18 protein-coding genes are annotated in these 15839 nt (G+C 50.4%); 11 read left to right on the forward strand and 7 right to left on the reverse strand.

All coding sequences use genetic code 11. From position 1 onward, the window contains the following. The first annotated feature begins 45 nt into the window (after positions 1–45). The 6 genes from IEV97_RS14250 to IEV97_RS14275 all read left to right on the forward strand — a co-directional run bounded on the left by IEV97_RS14250 (position 46) and on the right by IEV97_RS14275 (position 4207). Entirely contained in the window at positions 46–1716 is a 1671-nt protein-coding gene (locus IEV97_RS14250; RefSeq protein ID WP_188502150.1) for a right-handed parallel beta-helix repeat-containing protein, read from the forward strand. Positions 1717–1861: 145 nt separating this feature from the next. Continuing rightward, a complete protein-coding gene (locus IEV97_RS14255) occupies positions 1862–2035 on the forward strand; it encodes a hypothetical protein (protein WP_188502151.1) in 174 nt (57 codons plus the stop codon). 81 nt (positions 2036–2116) lie between these two features. Further along, complete coding sequence (locus tag IEV97_RS14260; protein WP_188502152.1) at positions 2117–2959, forward strand: hypothetical protein; 843 nt, start codon at positions 2117–2119, stop codon at positions 2957–2959. 210 nt (positions 2960–3169) lie between these two features. Continuing rightward, on the forward strand, positions 3170–3436 hold the full coding sequence (locus IEV97_RS14265; protein WP_188502153.1) for a hypothetical protein: 267 nt from the start codon (positions 3170–3172) through the stop codon (positions 3434–3436). A 49-nt stretch (positions 3437–3485) separates the two neighbouring features. Continuing rightward, a complete protein-coding gene (locus tag IEV97_RS14270) occupies positions 3486–4004 on the forward strand; it encodes a hypothetical protein (RefSeq protein ID WP_188502154.1) in 519 nt (172 codons plus the stop codon). 5 nt (positions 4005–4009) lie between these two features. Beyond that, complete coding sequence (locus tag IEV97_RS14275; protein ID WP_188502155.1) at positions 4010–4207, forward strand: YwbE family protein; 198 nt, start codon at positions 4010–4012, stop codon at positions 4205–4207. 28 nt (positions 4208–4235) lie between these two features. On the opposite strand, the gene IEV97_RS14280 is transcribed toward IEV97_RS14275, so the two are convergent. Together IEV97_RS14280 and radC are read right to left on the reverse strand one after the other, a co-directional pair. Then, positions 4236–4616, reverse strand: a complete 381-nt coding sequence (locus IEV97_RS14280; protein ID WP_229733954.1) for a four helix bundle protein — start codon at positions 4614–4616, stop codon at positions 4236–4238. A 47-nt stretch (positions 4617–4663) separates the two neighbouring features. Then, the gene (gene radC / locus IEV97_RS14285) at positions 4664–5362 is read right to left on the reverse strand and encodes a RadC family protein (protein WP_188502156.1); all 699 of its coding nucleotides are present in this window, start codon (positions 5360–5362) and stop codon (positions 4664–4666) included. 191 nt (positions 5363–5553) lie between these two features. Between radC and IEV97_RS14290 the strand changes: the two genes are divergently transcribed. The 4 genes from IEV97_RS14290 (at position 5554) to uvsE (ending at position 9713) form a co-directional block, all read left to right on the forward strand. Next, positions 5554–6789: a metallophosphoesterase gene (locus IEV97_RS14290; RefSeq protein WP_188502157.1), complete on the forward strand. Its 1236-nt coding sequence runs from the start codon at positions 5554–5556 to the stop codon at positions 6787–6789. Between the two features lie 340 nt (positions 6790–7129). Continuing rightward, entirely contained in the window at positions 7130–7885 is a 756-nt protein-coding gene (locus IEV97_RS14295; RefSeq protein ID WP_188502158.1) for a hypothetical protein, read from the forward strand. Between the two features lie 205 nt (positions 7886–8090). Continuing rightward, positions 8091–8738 (forward strand): carboxypeptidase-like regulatory domain-containing protein, encoded by a 648-nt coding sequence (locus IEV97_RS14300; RefSeq protein ID WP_188502159.1) that lies wholly within the window; start codon positions 8091–8093, stop codon positions 8736–8738. An 81-nt stretch (positions 8739–8819) separates the two neighbouring features. Beyond that, a complete protein-coding gene (uvsE, locus tag IEV97_RS14305; RefSeq protein WP_188502160.1) occupies positions 8820–9713 on the forward strand; it encodes a UV DNA damage repair endonuclease UvsE in 894 nt (297 codons plus the stop codon). 6 nt (positions 9714–9719) lie between these two features. Here the strand turns inward: uvsE and IEV97_RS14310 are convergent, their stop codons facing one another. The 3 genes from IEV97_RS14310 to IEV97_RS14320 form a co-directional block, all read right to left on the reverse strand. After that, positions 9720–10217, reverse strand: a complete 498-nt coding sequence (locus tag IEV97_RS14310) for a DUF4112 domain-containing protein (protein ID WP_188502161.1) — start codon at positions 10215–10217, stop codon at positions 9720–9722. A 58-nt stretch (positions 10218–10275) separates the two neighbouring features. Continuing rightward, complete coding sequence (locus IEV97_RS14315; protein ID WP_188502162.1) at positions 10276–10503, reverse strand: hypothetical protein; 228 nt, start codon at positions 10501–10503, stop codon at positions 10276–10278. Between the two features lie 562 nt (positions 10504–11065). After that, entirely contained in the window at positions 11066–11458 is a 393-nt protein-coding gene (locus IEV97_RS14320) for a hypothetical protein (protein WP_188502163.1), read from the reverse strand. A gap of 245 nt (positions 11459–11703) precedes the next feature. Here IEV97_RS14320 and IEV97_RS14325 point away from each other — a divergent pair, with 245 nt between their 5' ends. Beyond that, positions 11704–11856 carry a hypothetical protein gene (locus IEV97_RS14325; RefSeq protein WP_188502164.1) on the forward strand — a complete coding sequence of 51 codons (153 nt, stop codon included), beginning with the start codon at positions 11704–11706 and terminating at the stop codon, positions 11854–11856. 140 nt (positions 11857–11996) lie between these two features. Here IEV97_RS14325 and IEV97_RS14330 read toward each other — a convergent pair whose 3' ends face one another. Continuing rightward, positions 11997–13292 (reverse strand): sugar MFS transporter, encoded by a 1296-nt coding sequence (locus IEV97_RS14330; RefSeq protein ID WP_188502165.1) that lies wholly within the window; start codon positions 13290–13292, stop codon positions 11997–11999. A gap of 124 nt (positions 13293–13416) precedes the next feature. Next, positions 13417–15756 carry a glycoside hydrolase family 20 protein gene (locus IEV97_RS14335; RefSeq protein WP_188502166.1) on the reverse strand — a complete coding sequence of 780 codons (2340 nt, stop codon included), beginning with the start codon at positions 15754–15756 and terminating at the stop codon, positions 13417–13419. Positions 15757–15839: the final 83 nt, after the last annotated feature.

Below are 15839 nucleotides of genomic sequence, written 5' to 3' on the forward strand. Positions count from 1 at the left end.
GTATAGCCGGCTCCCGGCTATACCTGCACCTGAATACTTTTGACTATGAAACTGGCCCTGGCGCTTCTTCTTTCTACTTGTCTATACCTTTGCACAGCCTCCTATACCTTGGCGCACACTTACTACATTAGCTCCAAAGGCAATGACGCCAACACGGGCAGTTCGCCTGTTTCCGCCTGGCGCTCCATTGAGCGGGTGAACAGCCACCAGTATAAGGCTGGAGATACCATCCTGTTTGAGGGAGGAAGCGTGTTCAAAGGAGGGCTGTACTTTCATCCGGCCAACACGGCTTCAGCGAAGGCACCGGTGGTCGTCAGCTCCTTTGGTGAAGGCCGCGCCACCATCGATGCCGGCATCAGTTACGGTTTTTATGCGCACAACGTGGCAGGTATAGAAATCCGGGACCTGAACTTCCGGGGCAGTGGCTATACCCGCAATACCAACCACGGCATCCTTTTCTACAACGACCTGCCCGGCGATGTGAAGTTGGCCCACATCGTCATAGACCAGGTAGAAGTGAGCGGCTTCCGGAAATCAGGTATCACGCTGGGCGCCTGGAACGGCAACAGCGGTTTCCGGGATGCCCGCATCACGCAGGCCGTTGTGCACGACATCGACTCGGTCGGCATCAACACCTACGGGGAGTTCGACCATACCAAAACCGGCTACGCGCACCAAAATATCTACATCGGGCACTGCCATGTGTACAAAATCTATGGCCTGATACTCCCTGACAAGCATAGCGGAAGCGGCATCGTGCTGTCGGACGTGGATGGTGGCACCATAGAGCACAGCGTGGTCCATACTTCGGGTATGCAGAACAAGAACTGCGGCGGACCGATCGGCATCTGGGCCTGGGATGCCAACGATATTACCATCCAATACAACGAGGCCTATAACATGAGCGCGGGCAGCGGCTGCGACGGCGGCGGTTTTGATCTGGACGGCGGGGTGACCAACTCCGTGATGCAGTACAACTATTCCCACGACAACGATGGGGCAGGCTTTCTGATCGCGCAGTTTGAGTGGGCCCGACCGATGCGCAACAACATCATCCGGTATAACATCTCGGAAAACGACGGTCGCAAAAACGACTATAAAGGTATTACGCTTTGGGTGGAAAACCACGACAGAGGCGGCAACCTGGACTTGCTCGTGTACAACAACACCATCTTTGCGGACAGCGCTGTAGCCCCTTCCGGCGGAGGCGTGTTCTTCAAGAGCGGCGGTCACCACAACGTCCGGTTTTTCAACAACATCTTCTACAGCCGCAACGGAGCCCCCATGGTAGTGGCTACCGACACGACCATGGACGTCTCCTTTCACAACAACGCCTACTTCAGTGACAACGGCCGCTATACCTTTGTGTGGGGCGATGGCAGCTATACCTCCCTGCCCGATTTTCAGGCAGCAACCGGACAAGAGACGATGAACGGCAGTCCGACAGGTATGGTGGCCGACCCAAAGTTACAGGCACCCGGCACGGCAGGCACCTTAGGCTATCCGCTTGATCTGAAAACCCTGCGCGACAGGTATAGCCCTCAGAAAAAATCACCGCTCATCGACCAAGGTATAGCGGTGCCCCTCCCTCCTTCATTTGCTCCAGCCACAGAAGACATCTTCGGCAATCAAATCGAATCAAACGCTGCACCTGACTTGGGCGCCGTTGCTTATACCCGACCGAAGTTTTTTCAATTGCTGAAGGAACTGTTTTGAGTTGAGGAGTTGAGGAGTTAGAAAGTTAGGATACCCGTGTGGTAGGTAGAAATGCAGAAGTTGGAGAAGAATATATAGAAGATTCTATGTAACTTACCTGGGGCAAGCTGTGCGCTTCGCTTATACCTGGATCTAAACAAAGCATATGAAATCATTCAATCTGGTCGGATTTCTTGCTGTGCTATTAGCTGTAGCAGGGGCTGTCATCAGCATCGGGCATTTCTTCGAGAACAAATACATAGGTTGGGCTTTTATAGGGGCAGGATTGGCTTTGGCGATTTTCAATACATGGTGGAATATCCGGAAGCATGGGCGGTAGGGATCAGGAAGGCACGTATGCTAATACCTGCATAATATTGAAACAACACTTATTTAGTGGCAGACTGGCAATATTTGAAATATGGAAAAATTTATTTTCAAAATAGATAACAAAGAATTTGAGTTTCCAACTGATGGTGCTCCTGAATTTCGTTATGGGGGAAAAGATGTTGTATCAGCACTGGAAACTGATATTACCTTTGGACAGAAATGGTATAAAAGCGGATATTCTATTTTTAATTTTCTGGAGGAAGAAGAATTTCACCATCTAAAAGAAGGCTTAACAAATAGTGTCGAAAAGATAATCCGTGAAGAATTAGGGATAAATACTAATGGTTTTAGGCTTGAATCTTATCATGAGTATGTAACCTCTGATGAAGACCATTATAAAGTGATTTTAAAAACCCGAGATTTGTACCTTCGAGAGTTTAAATTTCTTTTCGAGACTTTGTTTAGAAAGTTTGAGGATCACATAGGATTTGGATTAACAGATATAGATCCTAAGACAAAGGAACCAATCTACATAATCGTAAGAATCAATAGGCCGGGCTCAAATGATTTTAACCCACCTCATAAAGATGTATACCATTTTATGGACGGGCCCGATTCATACATTCCTCAGTTCTTGAATATTTGGATTCCCATTAGTGGTGTTACTCCAAAATCTTCCTTACCATTGGTTGAATCAAGTCATTTGCTGCCTGAGAGTAGCATATTAAGAACTACAGAAGGGGGCGTAATAGGCAAAAATAAATATAATGTAAGGATGGTGAAGGAATGGGCGAAGAGTAATCAACTAAAGAGAACTAAGGTTACTTATGGAGAAGCCTTAATATTTTCCTCTCACCTGGTCCATGGATTAGCAGTTAACGAAGAACAAGACACAACAAGAGTTTCGCTTGAATTCAGGTTATTCAAAAAGTAGGAGTTAATATAAGTCTAAGAAAACTTCCTATGCTCAAATCCACAGCCACTAATTCCATCACGCTGCTTCTCTTGCTCCTCACTTTCACCCAATGCACCACCGGCAGGCAAAAAGTGCTCAAGCAGCAGTTATAAGGAGATTTACATCGAAGAGTTTAAGCTGATCTATTTTCAAAAGTTACTACGGGCAGGTTTCAATAACTCCGAAGAAGTGAACAGTTTAATTCAGGTTGACAAGAGTGGCTTCACGGAACCAGTCCTTACTCCTGAAGATTATAAGCTAATTGAACGTATTGTACAGGCGGACCAGCAGCAAATGCGGGCCGACTCTGTGGCGAGGATAGGCCGTATGGCGGAGGGAGCAGAGGGCAGGCATGTATTTAGCCATATTCTTTCTAAGATAGAGGGCAAATGGCTGGACAGCCTGGCGAAAGAGCGCTACAAGCTTTCTGAATTCCGACATACGCCTTTAGATTGAAGTGACTATCCTTTACAAACTGACGTTATATTTCATAAATATATTACCCATGAAACGACTTATCTTCTCTCTAATACTCGCGGGTTGCGGTCTGCAGGCCTTTGCGCAACAAGAGCTGATTCACCCAAAGGAGCAGCAAAAGCAAGGGATGGTGTCACAACCGCAGCCTTACATCCAGATAAACGGGCAGCAGATTGCGCAGCCGAGCCTGGCGCTGATCAAAGCTGACAACATCGAAAGCGTCAATGTGCTAAAAGACGAAAATGCTACGGGCAAATTTGGCGACAAAGCCAAAGACGGCGCCATTCTTATCAGGGCCAAGTCCACGGCAGCATTTTCCACGATGCAGGATATTTATGCCCAATACCGTATACCTGCGGCTCAGCAAAACCTGAAAGTGGTAATCAACAACCGGCTCGTAAAAGACACCAGCCTGATACTGGCTAACCTGGAGCAGATCGAAAAAGTGGAGGTTGTGAAACAGGACATCGTGGCTCCTGTGCGCTGGAGCCTGAACGACGAAGAGGAGTTCCTGCACATCATTCCCAAACCGCAAACCAAAAATTAAGCACCATGGACGGTACCAAACGCAGTAACATCAAAATAGGCTCGCACGTGAACATCGTGCTCAAAGAAGACCAGCGCACCGGCGACTTAACTGAAGGCTATGTAGAGGCCATCTTAACTAAATCACCTAACCACCCGCACGGCATTAAAGTAAGACTCGAGACAGGAGAAGTTGGGCGTGTGAAGGAAATCCTTTTAAGTTAGAAAGTTCGAAAGTTAAAAAGGTAGAAAGTTAATTGCATTTCTTTTTGATAGCGTTTTTGCGGGCTATAGTAAGTATAGCGGTAAGCTCTGCAGCTTCTTGGTGCAGCTGCACTAAACGGCTGGCTGGAACTATACCTGCCTCCTCCAGCATTTCAAGCCAAAACTGAGTTTCGTCAGCTTCCTCAAGCACAACATTAATTTTTGAGGCAAACTCGGCAGCTGACCTCGCGCGGCAAGCTGCTCTGTAATTAGCAGCGACTGACGTAGCCGACCGTAAGGCTTGCTTCCCTATTACACGGGCTTCCTCTGTTCTCGGTAATGCTTGGAATACTCGAATTACACGCAGTCCAAAATCCTTTGTGCGCTTCTTCATCCTCTCAGCAAACGCATAATTGCTTTCTTTTTCCATGCCCTTTATTTTAACTTTCTACCTTTTCAACTTCCCACCTTTCTAACTTATAAAAGCCCTTCGTCAGCAAAGCTGTAGTAATCGCTATCAGTAAAGATGATGTGATCTAGTATAGGCAGATCCAGAAACTGTCCGGCTTCTTTCATTTTTTTAGTGAGGGCGATGTCGGCGGCGCTGGGCTTCGTGTTGCCGCTGGGGTGGTTGTGTACCAAAATAATAGAGCTTGCCAGCTGCTCAATGGCTTTCTTGAAGATCATTTTCGGATCGGCCACCGTGCCGGCCACTCCTCCGCTGCTGATGCTCTCCTTCTTCATTACCACATTGGCGCGGTTCAGCAAAATTACCCAGAACTCTTCGTGCGGCAGGTCCAGCAGTTGGGGCTTGATGTAGTTGTAAATGTCGGTGGAGCAGGTGATGCGGGTTTTGGCGGCGGCAGCAGTTTCCTTTCGGCGACGGCCCAGTTCCAGCGCACTCACAATCGAGATGGCCTTGGCCTCGCCTATACCTGGATGCTTTGTCAGGTCTTTTACAGACAGCCTCGCCAGCTCATTCAAATCGTTTCCTACGGCAGCTAAAATGATCTTGCCGACATCCACTGCCGTTAGTTTGGTCGTGCCAGAGCCAATCAGGATGGCAATCAGCTCCGCGTCGCTTAGAGCGGACTTGCCTTTGAGCAGGAGCTTTTCGCGCGGACGGTCTTCTTCGGCCCAGGTCTTGATGTTGAGGTTGGCGGTATCGTATGCCAAAAGTGCAGACGTAGCTTCTTGTTTCACTGCGGTACAGATTTTGTTAGGTATAAGATTGTTAAGTGAATCTGTTTAAACTAAAAATAGTTCATGAAACAGGGGCCGTTTGCCTGCATTTTTTATAGTAACATACAATTTTTTAAAACCTGAAGCTGCCATCGGCTGTTCTGATGCAGCACCAACCATATACCATGCAACGATACTTTTCGATCGGAATAGTAATTTTCATCCTGTTCCTGGTGGACCTTTATGTCTTCCAGGCCGTTAAAACCGTCACCCAAAGCCTTTCCGCCAGCACCCAGCGCATTATCTATATGTTGTACTGGGCTGTGTTTGCCATCACAGTTATCACCTTCGCGATCGCCTCGTTCACGCGCGGCACACCGCCGGATACTTACAAAACATACCTGGCCAGCACGCTCTTCATCATTTTCGCCTCCAAACTGGTTGTGGTGCTTTTCCTTTTTGTGGATGACACCCTGCGACTGGGCAAAATGGTGTTCAACAATGTGAATAGTGGCGAGATGACTTTCGACCCATCGCGTAACAAGTTCCTCAGCCAAATGGGACTGATGGTGGCGGCAGTGCCTTTTTCAGCGTTCATTTACGGCATGGTGAAAGGCGCCTACGACTACCGCGTAAAACGCGTTACACTGCGCTTTCCGAACCTGCCAGCAGCTTTCGAGGGCTTTAAGATGCTGCAGATCTCTGACCTGCACACGGGTAGCTTTACTTCCACAGAGCCTTTGAAAGAGGCTGTCAACCTTATCAACAAACAGGAAGCCGACCTCGTGTTCTTCACCGGCGATCTTGTCAACAACGTGGCCAAAGAACTGATGCCACATGTGGATACGCTGAAGGAAATCCGGGCAAAGCAGGGCGTGTTTTCAGTGCTAGGCAATCACGACTACGGCGACTACGCAAACTGGGATAGCCGCGAGGCAAAGACACGGAACCTGCAGACCTTAATAGACACGCAGCGCAGCATGGGCTGGGACGTGTTGCTGAACGAGAACCGCCGCATCGAAAAAGACGGTGAGCACATCGCTGTGCTGGGCGTGGAGAACTGGGGCAACCGGGCGGGTTTCCCGAAGTACGGCGACCTGAACAAGGCCTATACCGGAGCAGAAGACAGCCCGTTTAAGGTGCTGCTGTCGCACGACCCTTCGCACTGGGACGGCGAGATCAACCAGAAGTTTAACGACATCGACCTCACGCTGTCGGGCCATACCCACGGCATGCAGTTCGGGGTGAACATACCTGGGCTGAAGTGGAGCCCGGTGCAGTATGTGTACGAGCAGTGGGCTGGCCTTTACAAACGTGGCAGGCAGCACCTGTACGTCAACACTGGCCTGGGCTTTATCGGCTACCCGGGTCGCGTGGGCTTCCTTCCCGAAATCACCGTGTTCGAGTTGAGAAAAGCTTAAGCGTATACCTTGGTTCATTATAAGCAGAGCGCCGGCCAAATGGCCGGCGCTCTGCTTTCGGGGCTATACCTTCCTATATATTTTGTCATATTCAACCCTTTCATCACCTGATAAATCTTGCGTGTATTATTTAAATTTTTAAAATCGCCCGACAACGCAATTTAGCCTATAAGAGCTCATGAATAGCATTATTAACGCTCCTACGGCACATATAACAGTACCTGCTACATGAACTTATCATTGCTTTCATCGTAAAAACATTAGCACAGACTATATTTGTTTTATACTATTTTCAGCAAACAGACTGTGATTTGAATTTTTAACTTAGAGTATTTAAAAGATGAAAAAGGTATTTTATTCCATAGCTATAGTGAGTGCCATGATGTTTGCTTCCTGTTCCGAGGACAGGGGCAAAACGTATGAAACGGCGGATGCCAATAATGACGAAAACGTAAACCAAAGCCATATCCGAGGCAGTGAGACGGCCATGGGCAACACATCGGACATGTCGAACTCCGGTGACATGGCAGCAAATTCGGATGTCGCCTGGCGCAGTAATGCAACGCGTATTGCCGGCCAGATGGCGACAGACATGCGCCTGGACACCGCTACCCAAAACCGCGTGGAACAGGTGCTGTATGAACGGGAGCGTCGCCTGAGTGAGCTCCAGTTCAACTACAACGAAACCAACCGCATGGGTGGACAGGTAGCCGAAGACGTGGACAATATGGCTACTACCGAGAAAAAACGCTACGACAAGGATGGTGGCACGATGACCGACACACGCGGCAACATGAACACAAACACACAAAACAACACGACGACCGCATCAAATCTGGATACACAGCGTGAACAGATCATGGAGGAAACCGATCGTGAGCTGCAGTCGATCTTGAGCAAAGAGCAGTACCGTCAGTACCAGGAAAAGCGTGCCAACTACTGGGGCATGAGTAACGACGGCACTAACCAGCTCGATAACTCGGGAACGAACCAGAACCAGATGAATAATAACAGCCAGATGAACAACTCCGGGACGAATCAAAACCAGCCCGGCACCACTACTGGCTCCGGGAACAACATGAACAGAAACCAATAGATTTTATTAACGTATAACCAGTTTGAAAGCCCGTAGCGCCCGTAGCTATGGGCTTTCGCTATTTAAGCCTGTTTTCTGCTAAATTTTTGTAATTTAGCATCATGCCGCGCTGCCGTTATTTATTTTGGCACAGGTATACTTTTAAGCCTTTTCCGGCGTATTGACATTAACCCTTTGCCACTGCCGAGGTGGCCTCTGCTGTAACATGCCCCTACACCCGCTGCGACTTCTTCTTCTTTCTGCCCTGTTACTGGTGATCACGCTGCCGGCCCTGGCACAGCGCAATATCCGCGTGAGCGGGACTATCTTCGAGTCCGACAAAACGACCCCTATACCTGGCGCGGGCGTCATCCGTTTTGGCACCACCCAGGGCGTCATCTCCGACGAAGAGGGCAAGTTCCTGATCGATATCGACCAGAGCGACACGCTGCTGATCCGGGCTGTTGGTTTCAAGCCCATGCTATACCTGCCCCGCAACCTGCCTGTCTCTGAAATTCGCGTCAACATTGTGCTGCAGCCGGATAACGTCCTGCTGGGCGAGGTCGAAATCACCAGCCGACCCTCTGAGGAAATGATACAGCGCGCGCTGCGCAACATGAAAAAAGAAGAGCCGGAGTATGTGAAGCGCAAAGGCTACCGGCCTGAACTGGAGCCCGGTCCTCCGCCACCTCCTGCCGCCCCCACCCCGCTTAACCCTATTTCGCTGCTCTACGACATGTTTTCCAAAGAAGGGAAGCAGAACCAGAAACTGCAGCAACTCCTCCTGATCCAGGAACTCAAGCGCCGCATAGAAGAGAAAGAGAAGTATAACAGCCTCTTTAAGGACAATACCGGCTATGAAATAGAGCGCTAACATGTGCTTTTCTGAAATCTGATTTTCGCCAAAACAATCTGCCCATGCGTAGGTTAGGGTATAGCTATACCTTTATACCTTATGAAGATCGGATATCCCTGCATCAACCAGACACTGGACTGTTCCTCCTCCCGCACTTTTAGACTAGCCTCCTACTCAGAGGAACGCCTGATACAAACGGTAGAGCAGAACCTGAGCTGCTTGCGCCGCATCCTGGAGTTCAACGTGGAAAATGGACTGCATTTCTTCCGGCTCACGTCCGATCTGGTGCCTTTCGCATCGCACCCTGTCAACACCTACAACTGGCAAGAGCATTTTAAACTGACCCTGCGTCGGCTCGGTGATTACATCAGGCGCCACAACCTGCGCATTTCCATGCACCCCGATCAGTTCGTGGTGCTCAATTCCCCCAACCCCCAAACGGTGCAGAACAGCATCGCCGAGCTCGTCTACCAGGGCAGTATCCTCGACCTGATGGGCCTTGACACCACAGCCAAGCTGCAGATACACGGTGGCGGCGCCTATGGTGATAAGGAGTCTGCTCTCCACCGCTTTGCAGAGGTATACCATACTATGTTGCCTGAGGAGGTAAAAGTCCGCCTCTGCGTTGAGAACGACGACCGCACCTACAGCCTCACCGACTGCCTGGTGCTGCACGAGCTCACGGGCATGCCAATCATTTTCGACAACCTGCACCACGAGTGTGTGAACAACGGAGAACCCATGCGCGAGGCGGTGCTATTGGCAGCCCAGACCTGGCAACCTGAGCGCGATGGCATCCTGATGGTGGACTACAGCGCCCAATCGCCCGGCGAGCGCAAGGGCAAGCACGTGCAAAGTATCGGTGAACAAGCTTTTCACGATTTCCTGGTAGAGACTGAGGGCATCGACATGGATATTATGCTGGAGATAAAAGACAAGGAAGCTAGTGCCCATAAGGCAGTGGCGGTGGCGAAGGAACTTGGCAGAATATAGGCCGTTCTAGAACCAGCCCTGCACCAGTTGATAGGCAAGGGCCAGCAACTCCCACAGAGCCCATAGCAGCAGAATGCCTATGACGATGATGCCGATGATAACGCCAATGATGATTTTTTTGCCGCTACCCTGATACTTGCCTTCTTCGTAGTGCGCCCTGAGCATGCGGACATTGCGCTCGTTCGCTTTAAAGGCAAAGTCAAAGATATTGCCGAGGATGGGGATGCTGCCGAACAGAGTGTCCAGTGCTATGTTGAGCAGCATCAGCGTCACCATCTTGCCGCTCGCTCCGTGGCGGGCCATGGTCAGGATCAGCATGGCCGACACACCAAACGAGGCCAGGTCACCCACCACCGGAAAAAGGCCAAGAATAGGGTCCATCCCGAAGCGCCAGTTGGTGCCCGGCAAGCGGAACTGGTTATCCATTAAATGGGTAACGCGGTCAACCCATTTCAGGCTTTCAGTGCGGGGGGTGCGGGTATAGTGTGTGTTTGCCGTTTCCATAGCTGCCTATACGCAACATGCAAACAAAAGTAGTAAACCCATCAGCGAGGACATCGAACTACCAGTCAGCAGTTCTGCGCTTGGCCACCCTGTTGTTTCTGGGGGTGTAGGATGATTTTGACTTCCACTTTTTGTGCACTCTGTCCGGCTTTCCTTTCACATAGCGCATGCTGCTGTAATCGTCCACAACAATGGCATGGCTGCTGCGGCTGAAAGAAGAGCACGAGGAAAGGGTTGCCAGGGTGCTTACCAGCACGATGAGTAGGGTAAATCTCAAAAGGACCATAAGATTCTGAGTATTTGGTTAATATCGAGTATTAAATATAAGATATATACCTATATACTGCAAAAATTGTTCAGTTTATACATCGATTTATACCAAAAAAAAGCGAGACTACCATTCGCAGAGCAGGTCTCCGAATAATGGTCTCGCTTTTTACTTAGAGCGAGCCAGTGAGCTGGCTTCAGATTTAGCACTGCCTTGACGCAGTAGGTCGTCTTCAGGTACCTTTTAATTGTTTGGTGGCGGTCAGCCTAAGGTACAGAGCAATTTTTTTAGGCAAGTTCTCAATTAAGAGCTTCCGAATATAAAGTTTGTAGTTCATCGCCTGGAAACGGCACAAGCAGCCATACCTTACACAGCGCTGTATTGGATATGGCATAAAAATAGCCTTTTACATTTCATAACACAGGATATTTATACCTGGAAAGGTTTTCTATATACAAAACAGGCTATTATCACGACCAAGCTTCAATGGCAAGCGTGCGCCGCCTGCCACAAAAAAAGGCGGGTCCTTTTAAGAACCCGCCTATACCTGGTGTTGCACTAAGCCAAAGGAACGAACTATCTATTTCTTGCCGCCCTTTCCGTTGCCGTGCTTTCCATTATTGCCTTTGCCCTGGTTGCCTTTTCCTTTGCCCCCATTGTGGTGATTGCCATGCCCCGGTTTGCCCTTGGGTGCAGCCTGTTTCACAGTCGTGTTGTTATTATTCACAATGATAACGGTGTTGCCGCCTTTTCCCTGCTTGTGCTTGGTATGGCCTGGGTTGGTGGTGCGTGGGTGGTGGGGGTTGTTCGTATTCTTGGTCCAGCCTTTTTTGTAGCCCTTGTGGTGCCCGGCTTTGCTGTCTTTGATGATTACTACCTGGCCGGTATTGCTGTTTTTCTTGCGGGAAGTGGTGCATGAAGCCATTGTGGCGACAGATAGTACAACCAGGAGTAGGAGTCTAAGGCGTTGCATAGAATGTTCGTTTTATGATTGTGAGAGATAGAGCCTGTTTGGCAGGCACAAATGTATGTAATCACTGGCATACCCTGATATGCTCGCGACCGTATTTAGTGCAATTATTTGAAAAACTTAAAAACCATGGCATCTGTCCTATAAAAAATTATTTTACTGCTTTGGAAGCCGGGCCTCAACTAAGCCGATCGTGCCTGCGTAATAACCCATGTGCCAACTTCCTGGCACAATAAACTTGAGAAGCTATGCTGAACAGACTATACGGGGTGCTGCTGCTGACCCTGCTCATTCTCGCCTTAGTTTCATCCTGCGAAAACAACAAGGCGCAAGCTGTAGACACACCGGAAGCCACTACAACCGTGGCTGTAGAAACAACAACCTTGCCAAATACTATATAGTAAAGGGCTATACCTGCCCTTTATTTGTGTGCCCGCCTCCTTCCTGGCTGGAGCTTACATCAGCATGCCTATACCCTCTAAAACAGCGACAGGAGCCCACATAAAAGGCTCCTGTCGCTGTTTTAATATAGTGCAGAATTCTATTTTGTTCTGATCTTATGACCTGCCGTCGCATAGTACAGAATGAACAGGTAGCAAGGCACCATGATCCAGTAAGCCTGCTGCGGGTTGATCGAGTCGGCAAGGGCGCCATAGATAAGCGGCAGGATGGCGCCACCGGCTATACCCATGATAATGAGCGAAGAACCGATCTTGGTGAAACGACCCAGATCTGCAATAGCAAGCGGGAAAATAGCTGGCCACATCAGGGCATTGGCAAGACCCAGCAACGCAATAAACAGCACTGACACGAAGCCGCTCGTCATGATGGCAGCAACAGTAAAGAGAATGCCCAGTACGGCGGATATTTGCAGGGCTTTGTCCTGACGGATGTATTTTGGAATGGTGGCCACACCCACAAAGTAGGCAACCACCATCGCTCCCAGCGTGAACGAGGTAAAGAACTTAGCCGTTGTGAAAGGTATACCCTGGGAGGCACCATAACTCACGATCGTATCACCGGCCATTACTTCCACCCCCACATACACAAACATGGTGAAAGCGCCCAGCAACAGGTGCGGAAACTGCAGAATGCTTGTCTTGTTTACGTTGGCCGCAGCCACGGTTTCACTTTCCTGGTCTGTGTCCACTTCCGGCAGCGAAGAAAAGTAAATGACAATGGCCAGCGCGATCAGCACACCCATAATAATCAGGTATGGCATGATCACCTTGGAGGCCATAGTGTCCAGCTCAACGGCTTTCTCAGCCATGCTCATCAACTCCAGTTTGGCCACTACCTCATCCGCGTTCGAAAGCACGATGGCACCCAGAATGATAGAGCCCAGCACACCGCCGATCTTATTGCTCACGCCCATGATGCTGATGCGCTTGGCGGCACTCTCCAGAGGGCCCAGAATCGTGATATAGGGGTTAGAGGCCGTCTGTAGCACAGCCAGACCCGTGCCCTGTACAAAAAGGCCGATCAGGAACAGCTCGAGTGTGCGGGTGAGTGCGGCAGGCACAAACAACAGCGCGCCAGCTGCCATCACCAGCAGCCCCACCGACATACCTTTTTTAAAGCCGGTCGCTTTGAGCACCCAGGCCGAGGGTATCGCCATCACGAAATAGGAGATGTAAAAGGCAAATGCCACCAGGTACGACTGGAAGTTGTTAAGCTCCAGGGCGATTTTGAAATACGGGATCAGGATGGCGTTGAGCCAGGTAACGAAGCCGAAGATGAAGAACAGGGCACCGATGATGACGATCGGACGCATGTACCCACCAGAAGCATTCTCCTGCCCGGTTTCGCTGTTTGTGGAAGGGGCTACTTTAGTCATGTTAAGTTTTAGGTATAGATTAGGTGCAAAACTGCTTCCGGTGATTAAGCCCGGCATTAAGGGTACAATATAAAATTTATCTCGCGGATATCAGGTGTTATAACCTTAAAATTTGACTGATCACTTACTCCACCACGATCTCATCCAGCATCAGCCAGGTTTTCTGTCCGGCCGAAGGGTATTTATCCGGGCTCACACCCACGCTGCGAACCTTCACTTTCACGAAGCGGGCACGGGTGAGCGGGATGGTGGCGGCAACTTCGTGGGTCGTGATGCCCTCTGCACCCAGCGGGTTCGGATCCTCAATCGTGTCCACGGTCACATACCGGATGCCATCCACCGACAGCGCATACTCTACCTGAACCGGCAGGAAAATGCGGTAACCGATGTGCTGCATAAAGTTGGTGCTCAGCCGCTTGATCGGCTGCTCTTTCCCCAGATCGATGATCGCCTCCACGTCGGTTCCCAAAAACCCGGTCCAGTGGCCATCGTACTGATCCGTCGAGCCTTTCAGGCCGTCTACCAGTTTGGATTTATTGGCAAAGCTCTGGTTAGCCGGGGTAGAGAGCGTAATGCTCTTGTTGAAGCCTTTGTGCGCCTCAAACGTACGGGTGCTTACCTTTCCAACCAACTTGCCGTTTACAAAAGAGCCGGCCTTGATCGTAGCGGTTTTGTTGAGCGTGAAAGGCCCTTTGTATACCTGTGACTTCGTGTTTGGGTCCGATCCGTCCAGGGTATAGTGGATGGCTACATTCGCCGCATCGGTCTCAAAAGTCACAGTGGCCCGGTTGCTGACCGTGTCTATTTGCAGCTGCTGGTTCACGTTGAAAGCGCTGCGGGCGTAGTTCACGCCCAACGCGTCGTAGCGCTTGTACTGCTCCGTCATGCGGTTCTGGAAGCTTTTCCAGTCTTTCAGCTTGGCAGGTGTCCACAGTACTTCGCTCAGAGCGGCTAAGCGCGGGAATACCATATACTCTATGTGCTCTTCAGTGGAGACGTATTCGGTCCACATGTTGGCTTGCGCACCCAGTATGTACTTTTTCTCTTCGGCTGACAGCTCGCTTGGTGTTGGGTCGTAGGCGTATACCTTTGAGAGCGGGTTATACCCGTGTATGGTGGTCGGTTCGAGGTCGCGCTCGCCCTGGTAGTAGTCAAAGTACAGGGGCGTGCCCGGCGACATCACCACGTAGTGCTTTTCTTTAGCGGCGGCTATACCTCCCTTGGTACCGCGCCACGACATCACATAGGCATTCGGTGCCAGGCCGCCTTCCAGGATCTCGTCCCAGCCGATGATGATGCGGCCGTTCTTGTTGGCGAATTTCTCCATGCGCTGCACAAAATAACTCTGTAGCTCATGCTCGTCTTTCAGGCCTTCGTCTTTAATGCGCTTCTGGCATTTCGGGCATACCTTCCAGCGGGTCTTTGGCGCCTCGTCGCCGCCCACGTGAATCACTTTGCTCGGAAAAAGCTCCATCACCTCGGTGAGCACATCTTCCAGAAAGGCAAACGTCTGCTCGTTGCCGGCGCAGAAAATATCAGGGAAAATACCCCACTTCGACTCTACTTTATGCGGACCTCCGGTACACGAAAGCTCCGGATAGGCTGTCAGGGCCGCCAGTGCGTGACCCGGCATTTCAATCTCAGGCACCACGTTGATGAAGCGGTCCTGCGCATACTTCACCACTTCTTTGATCTGCTCCTGGGTATAGTAACCGCCGTGACGGCGCTTGCGGTAAGTCTGCGGAAGGTCCCAGTAGTGGCCGATCAGAGTGCTGTCGCGCCAGGCGCCTATTTCGGTCAGCTTCGGGTGCTTTTTGATCTCGATGCGCCAGCCCTGGTCATCGGTCAGGTGCCAGTGGAAGCTGTTGAGCTTGTGCATGGCCAGGTAGTCGATGTACTGCTTCACGAACTCCACCGGGAAGAAATGGCGGGTGACGTCCAGGTGCATGCCGCGCCAGGTATAGCGGGGCTTGTCCACGATCTCGAGTGCAGGTATAAGCGCCGAGCCCGTCGTTTTTTGAGAAGGCAACAGTTGGCGTATGGTCTGTATACCTAGGAAAGTGCCGTGTGCTTCTTTGGCAGCCAGTGTTATGCGCCCCTGTGTTACGCCCAAGGTATAGCCCTCTGCGCCCAGGGTATCGTTCTTCGTCTTCAGCGTCAGGTAAATCAGGTTGGTCTCTTTCTTCTTCGGCTTCTTCTGGATCACCTCCGGTTTGTGGCCGATGGCTCCTTCTATATGCTGCGCCAGAAACTCGCCTACGCGCAGCAGATCGGCGTTTTTAGGGTCTACGTATACCTTTGTGGAGGGCTGCACCAGGAAACCTCCCTTCTGGGTGGTCAGCTTTACGGGCTGCGGTATCAGCGACAGCGACTCCGGCTTCACCTGCGCCTGTGAAAGCGTAGCTATACCTGCCGTGCAGAGAATCGAAAGCAAAAGAGTAAGAAGATTTTTTCTGAAAGTCATGTCAGAAATGCGTGTTTTTTAGGGTGTTGGTAATGCTTGAGAGCGAAAAGGGCTTTTAACTAAGAAGTTCAGCCTATGCAGCT

Source organism: Pontibacter amylolyticus (assembly GCF_014638845.1).
Classification (GTDB): domain Bacteria; phylum Bacteroidota; class Bacteroidia; order Cytophagales; family Hymenobacteraceae; genus Pontibacter; species Pontibacter amylolyticus.